General features: G+C 46.1%; 21 protein-coding genes. 8 read left to right on the top strand and 13 right to left on the bottom strand.

Annotated elements, in window-relative coordinates; all coding sequences use genetic code 11:
- Window positions 1-57: 57 nt before the first annotated feature.
- Both QZ938_RS13785 and QZ938_RS13790 read right to left on the bottom strand, forming a co-directional pair.
- Window positions 58-1,329: a transposase gene (locus QZ938_RS13785; RefSeq protein ID WP_293352039.1), complete on the bottom strand. Its 1,272-nt coding sequence runs from the start codon at window positions 1,327-1,329 to the stop codon at window positions 58-60.
- Between the two features lie 340 nt (window positions 1,330-1,669).
- Entirely contained in the window at window positions 1,670-1,960 is a 291-nt protein-coding gene (locus QZ938_RS13790) for a hypothetical protein (protein WP_293365546.1), read from the bottom strand.
- A 137-nt stretch (window positions 1,961-2,097) separates the two neighbouring features.
- Between QZ938_RS13790 and QZ938_RS13795 the strand changes: the two genes are divergently transcribed.
- Together QZ938_RS13795 and QZ938_RS13800 are read left to right on the top strand one after the other, a co-directional pair.
- Window positions 2,098-2,757 (top strand): class I SAM-dependent methyltransferase, encoded by a 660-nt coding sequence (locus QZ938_RS13795; protein ID WP_293152205.1) that lies wholly within the window; start codon window positions 2,098-2,100, stop codon window positions 2,755-2,757.
- Window positions 2,758-3,492: 735 nt separating this feature from the next.
- A complete protein-coding gene (locus tag QZ938_RS13800; RefSeq protein WP_293152247.1) occupies window positions 3,493-3,747 on the top strand; it encodes a DUF2811 domain-containing protein in 255 nt (84 codons plus the stop codon).
- Window positions 3,748-3,842: 95 nt separating this feature from the next.
- On the opposite strand, the gene QZ938_RS13805 is transcribed toward QZ938_RS13800, so the two are convergent.
- Complete coding sequence (locus tag QZ938_RS13805) at window positions 3,843-4,028, bottom strand: hypothetical protein (protein WP_293352043.1); 186 nt, start codon at window positions 4,026-4,028, stop codon at window positions 3,843-3,845.
- Between the two features lie 36 nt (window positions 4,029-4,064).
- Between QZ938_RS13805 and hemG the strand changes: the two genes are divergently transcribed.
- On the top strand, window positions 4,065-5,531 hold the full coding sequence (hemG, locus tag QZ938_RS13810) for a protoporphyrinogen oxidase (RefSeq protein WP_293352045.1): 1,467 nt from the start codon (window positions 4,065-4,067) through the stop codon (window positions 5,529-5,531).
- 286 nt (window positions 5,532-5,817) lie between these two features.
- Here the strand turns inward: hemG and QZ938_RS13815 are convergent, their stop codons facing one another.
- The 5 genes from QZ938_RS13815 to QZ938_RS13835 all read right to left on the bottom strand — a co-directional run bounded on the left by QZ938_RS13815 (window position 5,818) and on the right by QZ938_RS13835 (window position 11,209).
- Window positions 5,818-6,510: a response regulator transcription factor gene (locus QZ938_RS13815; protein WP_293152214.1), complete on the bottom strand. Its 693-nt coding sequence runs from the start codon at window positions 6,508-6,510 to the stop codon at window positions 5,818-5,820.
- 129 nt (window positions 6,511-6,639) lie between these two features.
- Window positions 6,640-8,868 carry a tetratricopeptide repeat protein gene (locus tag QZ938_RS13820; RefSeq protein WP_293352047.1) on the bottom strand — a complete coding sequence of 743 codons (2,229 nt, stop codon included), beginning with the start codon at window positions 8,866-8,868 and terminating at the stop codon, window positions 6,640-6,642.
- Window positions 8,869-9,438: 570 nt separating this feature from the next.
- Window positions 9,439-9,606: a ssl1498 family light-harvesting-like protein gene (locus QZ938_RS13825; protein WP_293152220.1), complete on the bottom strand. Its 168-nt coding sequence runs from the start codon at window positions 9,604-9,606 to the stop codon at window positions 9,439-9,441.
- 78 nt (window positions 9,607-9,684) lie between these two features.
- Complete coding sequence (locus QZ938_RS13830) at window positions 9,685-10,716, bottom strand: thiazole synthase (protein WP_293152223.1); 1,032 nt, start codon at window positions 10,714-10,716, stop codon at window positions 9,685-9,687.
- The gene (locus QZ938_RS13835; protein ID WP_293152226.1) at window positions 10,700-11,209 is read right to left on the bottom strand and encodes a hypothetical protein; all 510 of its coding nucleotides are present in this window, start codon (window positions 11,207-11,209) and stop codon (window positions 10,700-10,702) included. The genes QZ938_RS13830 and QZ938_RS13835 overlap by 17 nt, the downstream gene beginning before the upstream one ends.
- A 45-nt stretch (window positions 11,210-11,254) precedes the next feature.
- Between QZ938_RS13835 and QZ938_RS13840 the strand changes: the two genes are divergently transcribed.
- Entirely contained in the window at window positions 11,255-11,956 is a 702-nt protein-coding gene (locus QZ938_RS13840; RefSeq protein WP_293152229.1) for a Crp/Fnr family transcriptional regulator, read from the top strand.
- A gap of 297 nt (window positions 11,957-12,253) precedes the next feature.
- Here the strand turns inward: QZ938_RS13840 and QZ938_RS13845 are convergent, their stop codons facing one another.
- From QZ938_RS13845 to QZ938_RS13865, 5 genes are all read right to left on the bottom strand, one after another.
- Window positions 12,254-12,583 (bottom strand): cupin domain-containing protein, encoded by a 330-nt coding sequence (locus tag QZ938_RS13845; RefSeq protein WP_293152232.1) that lies wholly within the window; start codon window positions 12,581-12,583, stop codon window positions 12,254-12,256.
- A gap of 108 nt (window positions 12,584-12,691) precedes the next feature.
- Window positions 12,692-13,471 carry a methyltransferase domain-containing protein gene (locus QZ938_RS13850; RefSeq protein WP_293352049.1) on the bottom strand — a complete coding sequence of 260 codons (780 nt, stop codon included), beginning with the start codon at window positions 13,469-13,471 and terminating at the stop codon, window positions 12,692-12,694.
- Window positions 13,472-13,876: 405 nt separating this feature from the next.
- Window positions 13,877-14,884: a methyltransferase domain-containing protein gene (locus tag QZ938_RS13855; RefSeq protein WP_293352051.1), complete on the bottom strand. Its 1,008-nt coding sequence runs from the start codon at window positions 14,882-14,884 to the stop codon at window positions 13,877-13,879.
- Window positions 14,885-15,060: 176 nt separating this feature from the next.
- Entirely contained in the window at window positions 15,061-16,203 is a 1,143-nt protein-coding gene (locus QZ938_RS13860) for a fatty acid desaturase (protein WP_293352057.1), read from the bottom strand.
- A gap of 236 nt (window positions 16,204-16,439) precedes the next feature.
- Window positions 16,440-17,159, bottom strand: coding sequence for a helix-turn-helix transcriptional regulator (locus QZ938_RS13865; RefSeq protein ID WP_293352060.1), 720 nt, complete (start codon window positions 17,157-17,159; stop codon window positions 16,440-16,442).
- Window positions 17,160-17,249: 90 nt separating this feature from the next.
- Between QZ938_RS13865 and QZ938_RS13870 the strand changes: the two genes are divergently transcribed.
- The 4 genes from QZ938_RS13870 (at window position 17,250) to QZ938_RS13885 (ending at window position 19,731) form a co-directional block, all read left to right on the top strand.
- Window positions 17,250-17,678, top strand: a complete 429-nt coding sequence (locus QZ938_RS13870) for a DUF6220 domain-containing protein (protein WP_293352062.1) — start codon at window positions 17,250-17,252, stop codon at window positions 17,676-17,678.
- Window positions 17,679-17,690: 12 nt separating this feature from the next.
- Window positions 17,691-18,116 (top strand): MAPEG family protein, encoded by a 426-nt coding sequence (locus tag QZ938_RS13875; RefSeq protein ID WP_293352064.1) that lies wholly within the window; start codon window positions 17,691-17,693, stop codon window positions 18,114-18,116.
- 45 nt (window positions 18,117-18,161) lie between these two features.
- A complete protein-coding gene (locus tag QZ938_RS13880) occupies window positions 18,162-18,995 on the top strand; it encodes a sulfurtransferase (RefSeq protein WP_293352066.1) in 834 nt (277 codons plus the stop codon).
- Window positions 18,996-19,263: 268 nt separating this feature from the next.
- Window positions 19,264-19,731, top strand: coding sequence for a hypothetical protein (locus QZ938_RS13885; protein WP_293148143.1), 468 nt, complete (start codon window positions 19,264-19,266; stop codon window positions 19,729-19,731).
- The last annotated feature ends 119 nt before the right edge of the window (window positions 19,732-19,850 follow it).

The raw sequence follows: 19,850 nt of genomic DNA on the forward strand, positions 1-19,850 counted from the left end.
TATAGAAGCCACTGTAGTAATCTCGATTCTAAGTGTGCAACACAAAACTTACTCAAATCAAGCATTTGGCTTAAATTGACGTTTGCTTCCTGCTTCAACCAAGGATGACGGCATCTTGTTGTCCGCAGGCCTTAATTGGGCGCTTGCCTCAGGTACAATGCTCTGGCGGGCATTTTCCAGAATTATTGCTGCATTTAGATTGCAATTGAGGGAAACACCACATCGATCGCAGCTATATACAGGTTCCTTGAGAGGCATTCGCTGAATATTGCCACAGCAAGAACAGGTTTTAGACGAAGGAGACCACCTGTCAACCAGTTCTACCTTGGTTCCCCAAAATGCCACTTTGTAGGTCAAAATTCTGCGGAATTCATCAATACCTAAGGTCTCCAGGTCGATCGCTAATTTTTGATTAGCGATCGTGCCAGAGATATTGAGGTCTTCAATCCGAATCTGGTAGTATTTTCGGCTGATAATATCAGTTGTTATTTTTTTTTGCCCCAAAATTCGTCTGAGGTTAGCAATATCTGCGGGTTTTATTGGTAATTTTTGGTAGTATTTCCAGCCATTGTTAGATGCTCTAATTGCTTGAGTACGGTTCCCTGATTTCTGGTTGCGGTTGTACCACCGATTCTTGATCGGCTTGATTTTTGATATTTTCAGGATTTGTGGTGCGATCGTGAATAAGCCATCTGACAACGTGGCACAGCATTTGACACCGAAGTCAACACCAACAGTCTGAACTTGATGCACTCTGTGTAAATTTTTGTCATCAACAGGCAGATTCCAGGAGACAAACCCTTTGTCTGCTGCCCTAGAGATAGTGAATGTTTTGCTATAACTCACAAATGCTATTGGTTGCTTGAGTCTGAATTTTTCCAAACCAGCGATTGTGCTTTGCTTCCTCTTGAGTCGGACTTGGCGATTAGTAAATGGCATCATTGCTTCACCCTTTGCAGGATATACTCCTGATTTGTTTTTGCTGGTGAAACTATCACCTTTCTTTTTAAATTTGAATCGAGTCAAGCCTGATTTACCTAGTCGCCACCCTTGGATAGCTTTACCTAAATTATTCAGTGCTGATGGATAGATAGCTAATGGATAGCCTTTTATCCAAGCATACTCAGGCTTGATTTTTACCTGATTGGTAAAGACTTTCTGAATATCAGCTAATTGTTGAGAATCACTGGCTTTGATTTCTTCAAATTGCCATGACTGGGTTAGTATGGATAATCGCAAGTTATAAACAAGCCTCGCCAAACTTGCACAGCCATCTAGCAAAGAGCGTTCTTTATTATTCAGTTTTAGCTCTCGTTTCAGACTGTACATTGTTTTACCCTATTTGCAGGTATATCTGCAAATATATCAACAGCTAATAGAAAATGTCAATGACTTTCAAAAGGCACAATAGATTAGGTTTCCTCCCACACAATGAAGAACCATTTGATAAAATTCCACTACAAGCGAATGTAAAAGTAGGTGTGAGATCGAAAATAAAGGCGAGAGGGGATTGGCACAACCGTCTGAGACAAAAATTGGATGAATGGCTGCAATAATGGGAGCGAGATACGGAGATTTGAGGGATTTAGGCAGAAATTTTGCACGTCTGATAACCAGTCTTTACTTAAAGATGCTCAGCAATTTGTTGGGCAAATGGCTGTGATTTGAATCACACTTCCATTTTCAATTCTCGGCTCGATTTGCAGCCGATCGCCCAGGGGTAAAATCTTTCAGGCTGACAGACGGCAGTGGGTTGAAGGTAGAATCGCATAGATGCACGGTTGCGACCGAAGGTAAGAGGCAAAAACTTGTGTCTCGGGCTAGCGATCGAGAGAGACTTCTGGCTCGATCGCACTTTGGCATTCGCGAATGCCTTCGAGGGATACCCCATCAAATGGGCGATGCGAGATTTTGCACCCTGGGAAAGATTTTTTTTGACATAGGATTGATGCGGTAACAATAATTTACCTGTCAAACAATGAGACGATCGAGTCGTCGATCGACTCTCACAACCCTAATCTGACGAACATTAGCCCAAACAGTGCATCCACGCCACGTCAATTTGCGGCCTCGGCAATAGTTTCCATAGCTCAATCGATGAAAAAAAACTCCAGCAATTATACGTATTATTACACAAACAACCGTCCCAGATATCATCACGCTTATTTGGTATCTCCCCTTCTAGAAATGCTGGCGACTGTTCAAAATGCCAGCCCGACAAAACTCCGAGTTTTGGATCTCGGCTGTGGCAATGGCAGCCTCAGTCACGTCATCGCAGAGCACGGCTGCGAAGTTGTCGGCGTTGATACTTCTGCACCCGGAATTGCCATCTCCCGTCAAAGTTTCCCAGAGTGTCAGTTTATCCAAGCAGATATTTATGAACTCCCCGATACCGATATGCTGAACTCATTTGATGTTGTCTTAGCCATTGAAGTAATCGAACACTTACTTTATCCAAAAGAACTGGCTAAAAATGCCAAACTATGTCTAAAACCGGGAGGTGTGCTAATTATTTCCACACCCTATCACGGCTATTTAAAAAACCTGATATTAGCTGTTTCTGGCAAGTTAGACAAACATTTTACCGTGCTTTGGGACAACGGACACATTAAATTCTTTTCAGTAAAGACCCTGACTCAATTATTGACTACAGAAGGATATACCGACATTAATTTTAAATTTGCTGGTCGGTGTCCCTATCTTTGGAAATCAATGCTATGTTCTAGTAAATTCAAGGGAGAACCTGAAAATCTATAAATTTTTAGTATTTTTAGTGGCGCTATGTCAGCCGAATTAATTTCCTTAATTGACAATCGGCCATCAGGAAAAGTAAAAGATAAATTTCAGATTCAAAAATAAAATGACTGTTGGGGTTTGGTGCTCGAAAGGCTATGGCGGTTCTCGAAAAAGTAAAGTATGCCCACGGAAGCCACTCCAGGCCTATGCCTTATGTACCTCATCTTTTTGAGAAAGGCTATATTGTCGGGCTGGGGGTGCAAGTTCGATCGGGCTATAGGGGCGAAAATGCCTGAAAACACCAAGGATCAATGACCCATGACCAATGACCCATGACCCATTAATCCCCTTTGCAATTCTTATTTTTTCCCTGACTTTTCCCTCAACATTCCACAGCGTTTCCACAGGCAAGTCTGAGGTTTTCCACAGATTTGAAAAAGTTTTCCACAGAAATTAACGGTACGGTCGGATCTTCCTGCGGAATTGGGGATTTCGTTAACCTCTTGCCAAATCCCTGATATAAACCTCTCATATGTAAACTTATGTAACAAAAAAGCCTTAAAAGGCTTATTATTGCGTAAATCTTTTTTTTACATAAAGGACTTTGTAATATTTTGCAACATTGACAAACCCACCGATTGATACGCACAATGATGCGACCGACCTAAAAAAAGCGCTCTGATTTCGGCTGTGCCTGTACCTGTATCCGGCCGAAAAGGGGTTCTATTTTCAATTTATTAGCGAGACTAAAAAATGATGAACCCAACAGTCAGTATTTTTGCCGAAATTCCCGAAACGCTGCACGATTCTCTCAAAATTTACCTGGAAACTCATCCCGAATGGGATCTCGATCGAGTATTCTCCGCCTCCCTGTCGCTGTTTTTGTTGCAGAATGCCGATAGCGGTACGCCGGAAGCTTCCCGCAGCTACCGCCAAGCTGCCAGGGTTTATCTTGAAACTCTGTTTCAATCGCCTCAAGACTTGCACAGCAATAATGTAAGTCCTTTTTAGTTAAAGAGAGGGAGAGGGGGAGAGGGGGAGAGGGGAAGATTAATCGACAATTTTTGAGAAAAATGCTTTAGAAATACGGGAGAATTTACCGATTTTCAATTCCCGATTCCCAATTCCCGATTCCCGATTCCCAATTCCCGATTCCCGATTCCCAATTCCCAATTCCCAATTCCCAATTCCCAATTCCCGATTCCCAATTCCCGATTCCCAATTCCCGATTCGTTAATCTGCAAGCGGTTTTGCGGTACGCCCAACAAAGAGCTAAAGCCGTGCAAACCCATGTAACATAAAGATTGCGATATTTTTATATATGTAACATGGAAGTTTTAGATACCTTGATTGTGGGTGCGGGGATTAGCGGTTTGAGTTTGGCACACGCACTTCAAAAGGAAGCGAGGAGTGCATCGCCACGGACGATTTTGGTGGCTGAGAGTCAGGGACGTGTGGGCGGGAATATCACGACTGCTACGGGGGAGGGGTTTCTCTGGGAGGAGGGCCCGAATAGTTTTTCGCCGACGCCGGAGTTGCTGAAGTTGGCTGTGGATGTGGGTTTGAAGCAGGAGTTGATTTTTGCCGATCGCAAATTGCCTCGTTTTGTTTATTGGCAAAAGAAGCTGCAACCGGTGCCGATGACTCCTGGGGCGATGATTCAGTCTCGGTTGCTGAGTTTTCCGGGGAAACTGCGGGCGCTCTTTGGGGCTTTGGGGTTTGTGGCGCCGGCAATGGGCGATCTACTTTCGCAGCAGGGTGATGAGGAAACTGTTTCTCAATTTTTCCGCCGTCATCTGGGAAAGGAAGTGATGCAGCGCTTGGTGGAACCTTTTGTGTCTGGGGTTTATGCTGGCGATCCCCAACAACTTAGCGCGGCGGCTGCTTTTGGCCGGGTAACAAAGATGGCTGATGCGGGTGGCGGGCTAGTGGCGGGGGCGCTGCTTTCTGCTAGGAAAAGACCCCCCCAACCCCCCCTTGGTAAGGGGGGGCTAAAGATTGTTGCAGATCCGAATGTTCCTCAGACTAAGCCGGGGGAGTTGGGTTCGTTTAAAGGGGGGTTGAAGGCTCTGCCAGAGGCGATCGCTGCGAACTTGGGCGATCGACTGAAACTCAACTGGCACCTGACTCGACTCGATCGCACGCCACGCGACACTTACATAGCTGTATTTTCTACACCCGACGGACAGCAGGAAGTTGAGGCCCGCACCGTGGTTTTGACAACGCCGGCCTATGTTACAGCCGAGTTGTTACAACCTCTGCAACCGTCCGTTAGCAGCGCTTTACAAGCTTTTACTTATCCTACGGTTGCCTCCGTTGTATTGGCATATCCGATGTCGGATCTCAGGGGTAAATTAGTGGGATTTGGAAATTTAATTCCGAGAGGGCAGGGAATTCGCACTCTGGGGACGATTTGGACATCGAGTTTATTTGCCGATCGCGCCCCTGCGGGCTGGCAAACTCTCACGAGTTATATCGGCGGGGCTACTGATTCGGGAATTGGCAATCTTGACGCCGAGCAAATTGTTGGGGAGGTGCACCGAGATTTGTCTCAGATTTTGCTGAAGCCGGAGGCGGCGCAGCCAAAAGTATTGACTGTGAAAATTTGGAAGCGGGCGATTCCTCAGTACAATTTGGGTCATTTCGATCGCCTGGAACAGATCGATCGGGGCTTAAAATCTTTGCCGGGGCTGTATTTGTGCACCAACTACTTTGGCGGTGTGGCTTTGGGAGATTGCGTGCGGAGGGGTTTTGAGCGGGCGGTGCAAGTAAGCGAATATTTGAACGATCGCTAGTTTTGAGTTTTGAGTTTTGAGTTGCTCCGGATGCTTAGGAGCGGATCTTACCTATGGCGTGGGAGGGCAGGTTTATAGGGAGCATCTCTTTTGTATTTGTAGTGCTGTCCCGGCTCGCGAGTATTATACAACTCGCGAGCGGGGACAGCACTCACAGAAAAAATGATTTTTCCAAAAATTTCAGATGCTCCCGGTTGACAAATATCCTGGATATCAATCGAAGATATTTGGTTAACCTGCCTACAGCCTTGTGTCTAAAGATCCGGCTGCCGAATGGCTAATACTACTAGGTTTTTGGTTCAAACTTGTAACCCACTCCCCGGACGGTTTGAATCATTGAGATTTGATTCGTATCTGGTTCAATTTTGCGGCGAATTTGACCGATATGGACATCCACCACGCGATCGGCTCCCACATACTCGTAGTCCCAGACTTCTTGCAGCAATTCCGATCGCCTCCATACGCGACCGGGTTTGCTTGCCAAACAGTACAGCAGGTCGAATTCTAAAGCCGTCAAAGCAACTATCTGACTGTCGAGAATTACCTCGCGCCGGACGGGATCTATTAGTAGCTGTCCAAAGGTCAGACTTTGTTGTTGAGCCGGAGTAACAATGCGTTTGCGCTTCAAAATTGCTGCAACGCGAGCTCCAATTTCTACAAGACTAAAAGGTTTAGTAATGTAGTCGTCAGCACCTTCGGCAAACCCTTTCATTTTGTCAGCTTCATCGGTTCGGCTGGTCAGCATCAACACAAACACGCCCGTCCGTTTTTGCATTTCTTGACAGAGTTTGTAGCCAGTAGTATCGGGTAAATTTACATCTAGAACTACTAAGTCAGGATTGAGTTGCTCAAATAATTCCAGAGCAGTCTGACCGTCTGCGGCCGACTCAACTTGATAACCTTGCTGGCTCAAAAAACGGTGAATTAAATTTCGGATTGCCGGGTCGTCATCAACCACAAGGATTTTTACAGGGGCCATGACCACAACTTTGTTTGAAGAATTAGGCAAGAATATTCAGCCATAATAATAGAAAACTGGATACAAATCTCGAAAAAATTGAGCTTTTAATAGTTGTAGCCATATTTATAGCCATATTTATAGCCATATTTATAACCTACGCAAGATTTCAGGCAATAAATCTCCGGGCACTTTGGATAAGGCTAGATTTTGGCCTTGCAGCCCACATTCACTATAGAAAGCTCTAATCGTTTTAACAATATAACTCAATGCTGTTTGCCGGGAATCGGCAGCTTGAGAGTTTGGCGGGGCTTGCAGGTTAAGTTTATCTCCATATGTTAACCCTTTGTCGTTGAGATGTTGTCCCCATTCGGCACACACTTGCAACTGGTGGTGCAGTGCTGCTTCTAAATGGCTGGTTTGGGCGGCTTTGTTGGTGCCAAAATCTAGATCTGTGGCTAGTTGATAGTGGGCTAGTCCGAGATTGTTGCGGGCGGCCCAGGTGTCAAAGGTGAGTTGGGATCGATCGAGCTGGCCGGCGATATCCAGTGCAGTTTCGTAGGCGGTAATCGCCTGCTGTAAAGATTCCGTCCGGGCCTGTTTCTGCTGGAACTGGTTCCCCAAATGCCAATAAGCGGTACCGAGATTGTTGTAGGTGGCGGCTGCTGCTGCGGGTACTATTTCTCGGGTGCGGTATTTCAAGGCTTCGCGGTAGGCATCAATCGCCCTGACTAACAAGAGTTCTGAGGGTTCGTGCTGGGCGAGGTTCCAGCAAGCGGTACCGAGGTTGTTTTGGACTCCGGCATAGTTTAGCGGTTCTCGATCGGGACTGTAACAGCAAAGGGCTTGAGTGTAAGCGGAGATCGCGCTTTTGAGATAGACGATCGGCTGACCATCTTGAGCTAAATTCCAGTATGCTGTCGCCAAATTATTCTGAGCCGCCGCGTACTGCTGGGGTTCCGCCGCCCGGTCTAGATCCAGTAGGGCTTGTTGGTAAGCTGCAACTGCTTGCTGCAAGTTCTCTGTCTTGTCTTGATAGCGGGCTAAATCTGCCGAAGCGATGCCCAAATTTTTGTTTAATCTCACGCGGGTTTGGGGTGCGCTGTCGGCATCTGTGCGGTTCAAACCTTCAAGGTAGAGGGCGATGCTGCGTTCGAGGCAGGATACCGGATCGGCTGCGTTATGCTGCGTGCGATCGCGCGACAGCATCCAGTAAAAAGTACCGAGATCGTTGATCAGATCGGAAATTGGCGGTAGGGAGTGGGACTCCTCGGCGTACTGAGTTAAGTTTTGTGTCAATTGGGAAATTAGCCGCGCGCATTCCTCGGTTAGTGGTTGATTTTCCTGGGAGTTGTCGTCGAGTTCGAGGTATGCAATCACTTGCTCGATCGCGCGAATGGCAATTGTCAGGTTTTGCGGGGAGGAATCTCCGCCCAGAATCCGATCGCGGTAATAATTTCCCAAACTGTGATAAGCCAAAGCCAAAGCTTCGGAACAGCACTCATGTTCTTGCAGCAATGCAATGTATTGCAGGGTTTGCAGCGGCAGAAAATTGTCTTCCGATGCGGGATTATCTTCTACTTCCAACTCCTGGGAGGCCGCTGCTAGCACCAAATCTGCCAGTTCGACGGATTTAGAATCTGTTGTGGCGGGTTCAGAATCGGGAATTGGAGATGGGGAATCGGGAATTGGAGATGCGGAATCGGGAATTGAGGATTCTTCAGAAGACTTTAAATATATTGAAAGTTTGTCGCCATAGTCTCCGTTGTCCCGCAAGTGTCCGAAGTTTTCCGAGTGTCCGAAGTCTTCCGAGTGCCCGAAGTCGCCCTTAGCTGGAGTTGGTTCGCCTTCAAACTCAAATACTCCGGTGCGCCATTGCCAAAATTCCGGGGCCGATTGCTCGATCGAACTCAGCCAAGGGCGCGACACCCACAGCAACAGAGTAGACTCGCACATTTGCAGGTTTGCCTCGATGTCTCTCAAATAGCTCAGGAACGACCACTGCACGGCTGGTGAGTGCCTGGTCAGGTGTTCGGCCCCGAGAATTTGAAATCCCGGCAAACGGCTGTAGCTGCCGCCGTTTCGGGGCAGTGGGTGTTGAGTCAGCCATGCGGCGATCGAGTCCCAAGGATTGGGATCGCTCACGTCGAGTTCCAAACTGACAAATCGGGGATAGTCGATCGGGTAGGGACGAGAAATCGAGTCGGCGCCCTCGGCGGCTAATTCTGCCTGCAAGCGGGCCGCCAGACAATCCCGCAAACACAAGTCGTCGCAGGCGGCAATAAAAATTTGACGGCGTAAGTTGAGGTCGATCGCCTGTTTCAAGCGTTGATAGATCTGCTTGTTAGAGCTAGAAACTTTTTGGGAAGGAATAGACATCACGGTCTGGCGATTTTAGATTTTAGATTCTAGATTTTAGATTTTAGATTTTAGATTTTAGATTTGGGATTGTAGATTGTAGAGTTGAGAATTGAGAGTTGAGAGTTGAAATCTCGATGCTCGTAGCTCACAACGCCAGTCACGAAGAATAGTCAATCGCACCGGTGACGATCAAAGGATTATAGATTTTCGATTAGCAATTTTATGTTGGTGACCCGCCCAAAAATGGTACAAGACCGCGACCCTCAGGAGTGTAGATCTTAAAATTTCAGACTCCTGTTCAATCTCCCAGATTTATCTATGGAGTAAATCTAAAATCTAAAATCTACTGACGCTCGCGTCTGATTAATTGCCACCCAAGTCCCTGAACTTGACGGCCCAGAGGAAAAAACCCAATTTCTGCTTGTCTTATGATAGTTTTCCAGCTCGCGAGGCACGCTTCAGGACTATTGCGACTACCTGCTTTTTATTGAAACACAAAAACCATGTTGACCTTGGTAGGAAAACATGGTTTGTTCAATGATTATTTAAAATTGCGATTTGAAGCAGCTTTGAGTCTCAGCCCAGTTTTTACACAGAAGCAGCCACAAACACCAAACCAGCGACTAACAAGGCTCCTGCAACACCCAGGATGATGTAGTTCCGTTGCTGGTTCTTGTTGGGAGGTATGGCGTCGTACATCTTCGGCTCTTTGGCAAAGTTGTTCAAGCGTCCGTCTTCTTCGGTAGTATAAGGCATGGGCAACAATCCTCGATATTTTTGATTTCCATTACTGTACCAAAAAAGACTATCAAGCGCCCTGACAAATCGAGGAATTTATTTGGACGTGACAGTGCCAGTTTGAGGAGAAGAGGCGATCGCGTAATCTTTGACCGGCATTCTTCCTGCTAAGTACGCTAAACGTCCCGCTTCTGCGGCCATTCCCATTGCTTTTGCCATGGCCGGAGAATTCTGAGCATTGGCGATCGCAGAATTAATCAACAGTGCATCGGCGCCCATTTCCATTGCTTGGGCTGCTTCGCTGGGAGTGCCGATCCCTGCATCCACCACCACAGGGATATTCACCGTGTCAATAATGATTTGAATATTGGCAGCATTATTGATCCCTTGCCCCGAACCGATGGGCGAACCTAAAGGCATGACAGTCGCACAACCGACTTCTTCTAGGCGTTTTGCCAGCAGCGGATCGGCATTGATGTAAGGCAAAACGGCAAAACCTTCTTTGACTAATTGCTCTGCGGCGTGCAAAGTGCCGATCGGATCTGGCAACAAATATTTAGCATCAGGAATCACTTCTAACTTGACAAAATTATTATCTTCCTGCCCTAAAAGCTTCGCCATTTCCCTACCCAAACGAGCTACTCTAACCGCCTCATCCGCAGTTTGACAACCAGCAGTATTGGGCAGCATCCAAATTTTAGTCCAATCAAGAGCCTCTGCCAATCCTTCATGACCGGGAGCATTTGTTTGCACTCGCCGCACAGCCACAGTCACAATTTCGCACCGACTAGCGTTGACACTTTGCTGCATTTCGGCAATGCTGCGATATTTTCCCGTCCCCGTCATCAAGCGAGAATGAAAAGTTTTGCCAGCAATAATTAGAGGTTTGTCTAAAGGTGGCGTTGCCGTATCTACTGGATAGCCAAAAATACTGTACTCAAGCGCTTCTTTCCACTGTTCTCTACCGCCCAACATCTCTTCCAGTTGCAAACCTTCTTTATTTGTCAGCTCATCACGAGTAACTGCATAAACAATTTGCCCAACTGTAATCAATTTCGCTTCTCGCGACATATGATTTTTTAAGCCGACTTGTATAGCTTCTTCAAATTCATTAAAAACGTCTTCCATTTTCCCATTCCTCCCTAGCAATATTTTGAACTTCTTCGCTGTTGAATACTAATATAATTGCTTGAATCAGTTGAGCTTCGTCCCAATAAAAAGCTTTTCTGATGCCGTCGTTTATCTTCCAAAACTCGTAAGTTTTTCGATTGATATGGATAATTACGACTGTTGCACCTTGACGTTTGGCCCTGCTGATTCCTTCTTGAACTCGATACCTGATATTTCTAGTAGATTCTGTTAGCTCCTTAAATTCACAAATCCGACCGTCTATCTCAGCATCTGGCGTTCTCGTACCTTCTGCTGCTTGCTCGCTCAAAAGTTTAACTCTTTTTCCCATTTTAGCTAAAACTTCAGCAACAAAGATTTCAGAATTATTAAGATTGTGTTGTTGGTGGATGAGTACAAATCCGCCAGCTATCTCATCAAAATAATATCGCTGATATTCCGGTTCTGCGTTTTCGTAGATGTCTCTGCCGATCTCGATATATTCTGAATTCACCGTTATTATACTCTCAATGGACTCCGATCGCCTAAAGTTAAATGTATGAAAGCAACTGTCGAGCAACTGGCTCAAATTGGGATATTTGCCAGCTTAAACCGAACTGAATTAGAGCGATTGCAAGAACATACAGCAATTCGGACTTACCGACAGGGAGAAGTTGTGATGTATGAGGGCGATCGCATCCCCGAAAAATTATACACGCTTTTGAGCGGTTCGCTGCGGGTGGCAAAAACAGCGGCGGCGGGCAAAGAAACAATTTTACGCACTTTATTTCAGGGAGATATTTTTGCCGCACCTGCTTTGCTGGGTAACGGAGTTGCGCTGGCAACGGTGACGGCAGAAACTGACGTGCAAGTTCTTACCACAGAACGGGAATTTTTGCTAGCAGCAATTCGGCAAAATCCTGAGATTGCTTTGCGAATATTGGCGGTTTTTAACCAGCGGTTGCAGCAACTGCACGAGACTGTACACGGTTTGGTGTCGGAAAGGGCGATCGTGCGGCTGGCGAGATTCATTCATTACTTTGCGATCGAGCAAGGTACGAATATTGTGGATAATAGTGTATGTTTAGAAAAACGTTTTCCCTACTATCAAATTGCTCGCAGTATTGGCATCACCTATGAAGAATGCGTGCGGTTGTTTAAGAAACTAAAGCCGTTTGTATCCTACAGTCGAGGGGGAAAAATTACTGTGTTGGATTGGGGAAAATTGGAGAATCTCGCCTCTGGAGATGAAATAGATTAACAATCCGATAAGACGGCGGTTGAAACCGCGTCTATAAAAACCCCAGGACGCCGACGCGGACTGAAGTAAGACGGCGGTTGAAACCGCGTCTATAAAAACCCCAGGACGCCGACGCGGACTGAAGTAAGACGGCGGTTGAAACCGCGTCTATAAAAACCCCAGGACGCCGACGCGGACTGAATATTAGGTAATTTTAACCACTCATTCTTCAACCCGCGGAGGCGGGTTTTGTTTGTGTAGCCGCGAATTTCATTCGCCCGGTATTATTCTCACGAATTCCATTCGCCCGGTATTATTTCACTCGGAAAATGTCAAAATAAATGCCAAGTTTTCTTCAGCTTTCAAAGCGTGGGGAGCGCGAGCGGGCATGAATACAAACACTCCCGGTTCCAAGACAATATCCTTGCCTTCCAGAGTCAAAATTCCCTTTCCTTCGAGTACATTAACTGTGGCATTCCGCGCCGAACTGTGTTCGGCAATGTCCGAACCCGCAGCGAGACAAACTAAAGTATGCTGACAATTATTGTCTTTGACTAAAATTTTCGTCAGCACTCCGGCGGCGGGATATTCGATTGTATCTCTGAGTTGGATTGCTGAAGATTGTAGCGGTAAAATGGTAGCAGTCATAATTTTTGACTCCCTAAGGCGATTTTAGATTTTGGATTTTGAATTGGGATGACTGATGAATTAAGGTTGAGAATCGGGGCTATAGTTGGATTCTTTTTGGAAACAGGTTTAAGATTGTTTTTTGGCACAGATGATGATGTAGCCTAAATCCTGTTGGTAATGCTGGAAAACTCGACGCATTGCTAAAACCCGATCGCGAATTTGCGCTTTACTTAGAACATTCCACAAAATTCGCACAGTGCCCGCAAACCCTTCATCCTCAAGCATCCGCCGCAAGTTGAGGAGTCCCATCGCCCCAGTTTGACACTTTTCTACCAGCAAACCCGCATTTTGGCAAACCGCAATCCAGCCCGACTCAGACAACGGCGTGGAATTAGCCCGAATCACTTCCGACAAAGCTTTGTGAATTTCTGATTCTCGGTTTCTGGCTAAAAGTTCGTGAGAAAGAAACTTGCCGCCCGGTTTTAGCCGATCGCAAATTCCCGATATAATTTTAGCTTTCCCCCACCCTGACTGCATCGTCAGGATAGCTTCAGCCAACACCCAATCAAACTCTTGGGAAATCCGATCCAAGTGAAAAATATCTCCTTCCACAATTTGGACTCGATCGCCCAAACCCGCTGCTGCAACGTTAGCACGAGCGCGCGCCACACTGTCGGGATTCTTCTCAACTCCCACTACTTTAACGCCAAAACGTTCAGCAAGGGCGATCGAACTATATCCAAAACTAGCAGCCAACTCTAAAACAGTCTCCCCAGGCCCAAAATCCGCCCATTCAAATAACATTTCGGTAGCAGCTTTCCCCCCCGGCCTCAGCATTTTCTTACCAGCCGCCACTAGGACTGCATGGCCGGGTGCAGTCTGCAAATTGAGAGTAGTATTGGTCATTGATTTGACCTCCTATTTAACCTTACTCTCAGTTTGCCAAATTCTCCGAAAGCTTTCTATGATCTAGCTCATATTCAAATAAGATAGGGAAGATGGCGGTTGAAACCGCGTTTACACAAACGATGACGGCGGTTGAAACCGCGTCTACACAAACGAAGTCCGCCTCCGCGGACTGAAGAGAATAACGTAATGTTTAATTGCACTATCTTCAACCCGCGCACCATCCGGGTTTTGCCTGTATAGACGCGGTTTCAACCGCCAGTCTTCTTTTTAGCCAACGTAATGTTTAATTGCAATATAGCCTTTCTCAAAAAGATGAGGTATGACTGACAGCTTATATAACCCTCAAACTAAGAGGGCCCAAGCCCAACAACGTACCTCATCTTTCTGAGAACCGCTATATCTTCAACCCGCGCACCATCCGGGTTTTGCCTGTGTAGATGCGGTTTCAACCGCCAGTCTTCTCTCTACCGAATTGGCTCGGAGTGCGCGGAACATTCCAAAGCGACAAAGCCCCGCACCAAATGCTAAACGCATTAGTAAAAGAGTCGGTACTTCTCGCAGAGACTTGATGAAACCCGATACACCAAAACGTACTAATCCGGCCGGTCTAGCTATACCTTGCCAGATAGAATCTATCCATGAAGGAAGGGTTTCTTGCGTCCAATCTGCGGTGGTTACAGCGCCCTCTACAAACCCCGTTGCTTCTAAAAGTTCTGAAAAGCCCTCGATGCTTGAAAAAGCCGGATGCGACCATTGATCCAGCAGTTGTTTCATTACGGGTTTCTCCCAGAAATTGAGCGGGATTTTGCGATCGTCTCTTTGATTCCAGTCAGCTACAACCAGCACGCCACCGGGCTTGACGACTCTCATCAACTCTTTCGCAAACACGGCTTTATCTGGCATATGCGGCCCAGCTTCGATCGACCAAACCACATCAAAACTCGCATCTGGAAACGACAGCGCCATAGCATCATCCACCCGAAACTGCAAATCGAGCTCTGGGGAAGTTAATTCTTGAGCGCGTTTAACTTGCTGCGGGCTGATCGTAATTCCAGTGACAGCAAACTTATAATCCTGTGCCAGAATGCGACTGCTACCGCCAATTCCACAGCCCACATCTAAGACTGTAGTGCCGGCAGGTAATTTATCCAAGCCTCCCCAGCGCACCATTTCATGCACAAAATCCGATTTGGCGGCGAGGAAATCTTTGCGTTGTGGCGGTGCACCGTAATGCCCCAAGTGGATGTGTTCGCCCCAATAAAACTCCAAAATCCCGTCTTCCGTCCATTCGTCGTAGGAATTGGCCACGGAGTCGGATGATTGATAAGGGCGAGCCGTGATTAAATAGATCAGAAGGGCGATCGCAAGCAGTACAAACAAAACTCCAAGTACAACAACAAATAAATTCATTTTTTTACCTTTTTTCCAGAGCAGAATACAGGAGAAAATTGCCGACAAAAGTATGGCGATTAACTTATTGTAACCAATTGAGACAAATATCGGACGGCGTTTGAAACCCGCTTGACACCAACTATGTCCTAGAACCCAGGGAATGAAAAAATAACAGGATTTTCAGCAGTTGTTCTTCAACTTAGAGATGTCTGTTTTACTTGTAGAGAAGCGGTCGCAACCGCCTGGTTTTCAGCTTTTTCTTGAAATGATGCGATCGATTGCAGACTATCTGAAGCAGCATCCCACAGAATGAACTTGAAACAATCAGGAATCTCGCGAATTGTCAGAATTCTTGAATTACCAAGCAGGTGCAGATTAGCATTGTGACACGCCCGAAGATTGTAATTAGGAATTCGCTCAGAGAGATGATGAATATTGTGGTAAGCAATATCAGCCGAAAACCAATTGAGAATAGCTGGTAATTTGAGATAACTGCTGCCTTCGATCGCGCCCAGCAGATAGTCCCAGCCCTCTGTCTTGTGAGCGTAGGAACCCTCAAAATTGTGCTGCACAAAGAAGATGCAGATAAATATCGCCGCCGAACAAGTCATCACAATTGAGTAAACACTCCAGAAAAACCCAAACCCAAGTAAGTTACCCAGATAAAACCAGCTACCCACCACACAAATATTGTTGAAGAGTAAATCCCAAAACTCAGCCGTCGTATACCAATGTTTGGATTTGTAGGAGGCAATTATTCTAGATAAACCCATACCTAAATCTTGATTTAGACAATCAAAAGTATGTCGGATAAAACCAGCAATTCCCAAGATTAGCGCCAGTCTTGGTTTGATAATCAGGTAGAAAAAGCCACCAGGAAACAGCATCAGCGGGTGTCTGAGCAATTGATAGATTTTTTGGTTAAATGGACTGAGTGCCGCAAACTTTTCGGTGGAAATTAACGCCGAAGGGCCTCGGTACATATCCCAGTTACCATTATTTTTGTGATGGTAAGCGTGTCCTCTAGACCAGGGGTACTGAGGAATTGCATTGATGATACCTAGCAGAAAACCCACTGTGCGATTGACTTTTTTGGAACTAAACAGAGAATAGTGTCCGCAATCGTGCATCAAAGAGAAACAACGTCCTGAAAAGAGTGTCATCAACACGATTATCGGTGGCAGCAGCCATACAGAAATGGCAGCAGCTTTAAATGCTAAAAACCATAAAAATGTATAGGGGATGACTGTATTGAGTAGTTGGTATGTAGCCTTGAAATTGTTGCTCTTCATGTAAGGAGATAGCACAAAATCCGACTTTTTGATCGCGCTTTTCATTCAGTATGTCTGTAGTGTGGATAAGTGCTTAGGTGAGAATATAGTTTAGATTGCAGGTGATTGACATAACATCAAATTATACCATACTATAGCGGTTCTCAGAAAGATGAGGTATGTTGTTGGGCTTGGGCCCTATACGTTTAAGGGTTGTGTGGGCTATCAGTTATACCTCATCTTTTTGAGAAAGGCTATACTACACGGCTGGCTAATCGGTGAGGGAGGGCGCAAGCAAAATGTTATCGATCGCCGTTGGGCACCAAATCTGATACAGACTGTTTTACGCTAGGTGCGTGGTGTTTTGTAGCAGAAAGTTGTGCCACCATCTGCGCGCGGGATGAAACCTCAAGCTTGCGGAACATTCGCTTCAGAGCTTGCTTCACAGAATTTTCAGTAATCCAAAGTTCAGTCCCAATTTCGGCGTTAGTTCGTCCCAAAGCCACCAACTCGGCAATTTCCAATTCACGAGGCGTTAAGCGATTGGTTTTGAAAGGCTGGTATGGCGCGCGCACTGTTGCACTCCAGACAGATAAGTGCAAACAAATTCCACTCAAATCAGCTATATTTTGTGTATCAAAAGCAGGCATTGATTGTTCCCGAGTGCAGCCAAATACACCCACTAATTGACCGCAACTTACAATCGGCCCCGCCATCACGTGCCAATGATCGGGGCGAGGACAAATCATCGTCCAAACTTTGGGTGATGCTACCAGTGCTTCGTGGACTGGAGAATGGCGCTCAACTAGATAACGTGCAATAGGATTGTGTTCGATTGATAGTGCAATTTCCAGCGTTTTATGAAATTTTTTATCTAACAAAGGCAGTTGGTCAAAGAAAAAGACTCCCGATCGCAAAGCGGCAAAATACTCGCCGATTTGCGGCACGACTTGCGATCGCAGATCTTGTTCATTCTTGACTTGATTGATTGCTTCAAATAAAGGCTGTAAGGAATTTGTCATCGTCGTGATAGCAAAAAGTGTACCCGATCGGGGTCTACGATCGCTGAATTACTCAGCTTATATTATCAACAGTATCAAAAAAAACGTGACATGACCATCAATTCCGAAATTGAGCGCGATCGCACTCCCATGCGTTGGATGCCGATCGGCTTTTATGCGACTTCAGTCGTCTTTAACCTCTGCTTGATTGCTCAATTGTTAACGGTTGGAGTCGCTTACTTTGTCAATCCTGCGTGGTGGGATATTCATGTTTGGCTAGTCCGAGGATATAGCGGGCTGTCATTATTATTACTCGGATGGTCGCTCGTCACTCCATTCTCACCTCAAATACAACGTCTCACCGCAAGTCTACCCGTACTGCTGGGACTACAATTTTTGACCATTCATCTCAAGACTCCTTTTCACCTAGAGGTACTCCATCCTCTGATTGGATTTACGTTAGTCTTTGTTTCTTCAAGTCTTGTACATAGCGTAGGGCGCATTTTATCGCCCGCCCATCTTCAGAATGAGCGAGTTTGATAGGTAAAAATTATGCAAAATGCAATTTTCAGTCCCTTCTTTGCAATGGTGTTTGTGACACTGGTAGTCTGGGTTTATCTCTACATCCGCCGTATCACTTTCCTCAACAATACAAAGCTCGCCCCGAAGGAGCTGGCTGTACCTGGTATGCTGGCGCAAATCTCGCCACCAGGGGTATCTAATCCCTCCGATAACTTCAAGAATTTGTTCGAGATTCCCGTCCTGTTTTATGCGCTGGTGCTATACCTTTTCATCACCAACCAGGTAGATGCAGTTTATGTGAATGCGGCTTGGATCTTCGTTGGCTTTCGCGCTTTGCACAGCATCGTTCATTGTACATTCAATCTGATCCTGCTGCGCTTCTACCTCTACCTATTCTCAACCCTGATGGTGTGGTTCATCGCCATCCGTGCAGCATTTAGCCACTTTGCTACATAGGTACGCGCTTCATTTAGTTTTAATGCAAATGACAGGATAAAACCGATGTCCCAATATACTCACCCAGAAGTTTTGGTAGATACGCAATGGCTGATGGATCGTCTCAACGATCCGACTGTGCGTGTCGTTGAAGTTGATATGAATCCAGAGCCATACAAAGATGCTCACATTCCTGGTGCAGTTTTCTGGAATATTTTTGCAGATATTCTGACACCTAATCTCGGCATAAATCTAGATCCAATTGCGATCGCAAAATTGCTGTCGCGATCGGGAATTTTCCCTGAAACGACTGTGATTGCTTGCGGTAGTAATCCCGCTACAGGAGCTTGGATCTTCTGGCTGTTGAAATTATTTGGACATGACAAAGTATATGTACTCAACGGCGGATATCAGAAATGGGTAACAGAAGGTTATCCGCTGACATCAGAGTTGTCAAGCTTCGCACCCACTCAGTACCGTGCAAAATCTCCAGATGCGAATTTGCGGGTTCTACAAGCAGAGGTTCAGGCATCTCTTAATCGGACAGATTGCGTGTTGCTGGATGTCCGTACCCCTCAAGAATACTGTGGCGAAGTATTTATGCTAAAACCACCAGAAGGGGCCGAACGCGGGGGACATATTCCGGGGGCGGTGCATCTTGAGCATACTCTCACTCTGAATGAAGATGGAACTTTTAAGTCAGCCGAGGAGTTATACACTCTCTACAGCAACCAGGGGATTACGGCTGACAAGCAAGTGTTTCCTTACTGTGCTATTGGTGGACGTTCTGCATATACCTGGTTTGTTTTGAAGTATTTACTGGGCTATCCCAACGTCCGAAACTACGATGGATCGTGGAATGAGTGGAGCCGTCTAGCTGATGTGCCCATCGAGCAATAAATCACATATTGCGCGACTCCAAAATCTTTTTATTGGCCGGGAAGTTGATGCGGGCGATCGACTTTTCGGCCTGTATCACCCCCGCCTGCGCCTTTGACAAACCGCCCCCGAAACCCAAATGTGACACAACATCCACCACCGCAGAGGATTTTGGCTCGACTCGTGGAAACGGGAATTTGAGGAGCGATTGTTATTGGCGATCGTTCGTTTTTTGCGATCGCAGCTCCGACTTGCTACAATCTAATCGCACACGCGACTCGAAGGAATTATGAGCGAACTGTTAGATGAGACGCTTTCTATTGAAATCGCCACTCGCATCAAAAGCAACCGGAAAAACTGCTTTGATAACGCTTCCAAAGCAGCCTTAACCACCGAAGGCGCAATTTACGTCCAAGGATTTTTAGCTGCACCCGGAGCACCTTACAAACCCATCGAGTATAGCTGGATTGAACTAAACGAGCGAATTCTTGACCCAACTTTTCCGCATCTGGGCTTCAGCGCTCAAGACATTCATTACTTCCCCGCCCAGCGATTGAGCGTCAAGAAACTCAAAGCAATTCTAGAGGAGTCAAAAGAAGATTATCCAGAAGACGACCCGCTGCCTGTTTACGGAAATCAACCCTATGAATATTACGGCGATGTCATGTTAGGCGGTAAAGATTACCAAAATGCTTACGATTTGGCTGCGCTTAAATGCAGGGAATTGAACCAACCCAAAAAACCAGAATCTAACTAATTTGGACTTACTCACAGGCCGGGACGCAACTGTTACATCAAGGTATGTAGTTGCGCTTCAGCGCTCTTTAAATCCTATTTAAACAGCGCTGGGCGTTGCTAATTTACGCGATGAACGAC

The organism is Microcoleus sp. CAWBG27, from assembly GCF_020883145.1.
Taxonomy (GTDB): Bacteria; Cyanobacteriota; Cyanobacteriia; order Cyanobacteriales; family Microcoleaceae; genus Microcoleus.